Consider the following 2,021-nt stretch of genomic DNA (forward strand, 5'->3'; position numbering starts at 1 on the left):
AAGATAAACGGGTATTTAATTCCCTCTATGACCCGCAGTGACGCTGTTTAGTGGGTTACGTAATCCTTAAATGTCGCTGGCTCGGCCAGAGATAGCGCTGAGCATTTCTTCTGCCTCGTCATAAGACATGTACTTTGCAACGGCGTAGGTTGAGTTAGCTTCTTTAAAAGCACCCTGAATAATTTCAGAAAAATCTGAGCGTTTTATTTGAGGTATCGTGTTCTCGATATTTAGCGTAGAAATCAAATTTTTGACTTCACTAATAAACGCTTCAGCTAGCACTGTATCATTATCATTTCTGCTGCCGAGACCCAGGCATTGTGCAAGTTCAGCCAAGCGTGTCGTGCTCGCAGCTTTAGTGAATTCAAGCACATAAGGCAGAACTTTTGCATTGGATTCGCCATGGGGTAGTTTGTACTTAGCACCTAATTGGTGGGCAAAAGCATGCACATACCCTAATCCGGCGATATTTATCGTTAAGCCTCCGTAGTACGAAGCCAGCGCCATCTTCTCTCGTGCTTTAGCATTGTTGCCACGTTTGTATACCTTCGGTAGGTTTTCAAAAATCATTTGAATACCTGAACGAGAATAATAGTCAGACTCTTCGTTTGCCATGCCGCTTAAATAAGATTCGACAAGGTGGGTTAAGGCATCCATCCCGGTTGCTGCAGTAATAGCAGGAGGAAGGCCCTTCATTAAATCAGGGTCTAGTGCCGCTACTAAAGGAACTATTTTTGTATCAATAACAAGTTCTTTTTTGTGGGTAATGCTGTCAGAAATAACGGCACCAATGGTTGCCTCAGAGCCAGTACCCGCAGTGGTGGGAATTGCAAAGAAAGGCGCAGAAGGTTTCTTGCCCTTTAAAATGCCAACCAGATCTCGAGGGCTCACTTCGTTACTTGCAGCTAAAGCAATAACTTTAGCAGCATCAATTGAAGAGCCACCACCAATAGCCATTACAGAATCACAGTTTTGCTGTCGATACTTACGGAGGCCACTTTCAACTACTGTGAAGGTAGGGTCAGGCTCTACTTCGGTAAATAGTGAATACTTCATCCCAGAAAGATTTAACTGTTCAAGTACTGGGTCGAGAAGGCCCGTATCGTAAAGTGCCTGGTCAGTAACAATCAAAAGTTTATTGAGGCCAAACTGAGAAACCGATTCACAAAGGTTGATTGATGCACCTTTGCTCATAAAGATCGTCGGTTTTGGAATGTTAAGTAAATAGGTAACGGCCTTAAGACCCGTTACATATCCCTTGCCTACTAATTGATTCTTGAAACGGGAGAGCTTCAATGTGTTGACAATTTTGGATTCCAATTCGTCGATTACCTTTGGCACTTTTATCGTCATACTTGCACTCCTTAAGGTTATTTTTGTTTTTGAAGCTTGCCGTAATTACGCGCTTATTACTAAAACTTTATTTGACTAGCTCGCTAATGTTAATTTTTACTTGTTGCTCGGAACCTAACTCAACCAGTTCAGCTCGGCCTTCAAAATCGCCACTTGCTGCGCTAACTTGACCCGACTTGGAAACACGCGCAGTAACATTTACGAGCTTAGCATCGGAAAGCTTAGCTGCAGGACTCATTGCGTCAGCGTCACTCAAGTTAATTGTTAGAGGAAGCTCAGAAACAGTATGTCTACTTGCAGCAAGAGGCGGGCTAGCTTGATTCGCGTTTTCAGCGTTTTTTACAAATACAAACACGGTATCACCGGGTTTAACTGAGCCGAGAAGTGTTTCATCAAGCGATACGAATACATCAATTAACGAACCGCTGCTGTCGCTGGAAAAATCTGACAGTTCGATACCTGCACGGCGCTGCGCTTCATTAATGCCTTGTTTCATCTGGCCGGCGGCCGGATGTTCAGGATAAGCCTCTAAAACTTTAGACCAGTACTCAATAGCTAGTGAGAAGTCCTCAGACGTAAACGCATTGATTGCTAATAAACTTAAGGTATTTGGTTCGTTTGGGTTTAGTTCTAATGCCTTGTCAATCGTACCTTTAAGCGCGTCGGTG

The 2,021-nt window shown here is 43.5% G+C and carries 2 protein-coding genes; both read right to left on the reverse strand.

The window, feature by feature from the left end; genetic code table 11:
• Positions 1-66 precede the first annotated feature (66 nt).
• Complete coding sequence (locus A3756_RS14170; protein ID WP_068510746.1) at positions 67-1,353, reverse strand: iron-containing alcohol dehydrogenase; 1,287 nt, start codon at positions 1,351-1,353, stop codon at positions 67-69.
• A gap of 67 nt (positions 1,354-1,420) precedes the next feature.
• Positions 1,421-2,021, reverse strand: a 601-nt coding sequence (locus A3756_RS27740) for a tetratricopeptide repeat protein (RefSeq protein ID WP_368664588.1), incomplete at its 5' end; no start/stop codon positions are given.

Source organism: Oleiphilus sp. HI0086, from assembly GCF_001635225.1.

Coding starts and splice junctions, on each gene's coding strand:
- A3756_RS14170 (WP_068510746.1), bottom strand. CDS start 1,353: ATGACGATAAAAGTGCCAAAGGTAATCGACGAATTGGAATCCAAAATT.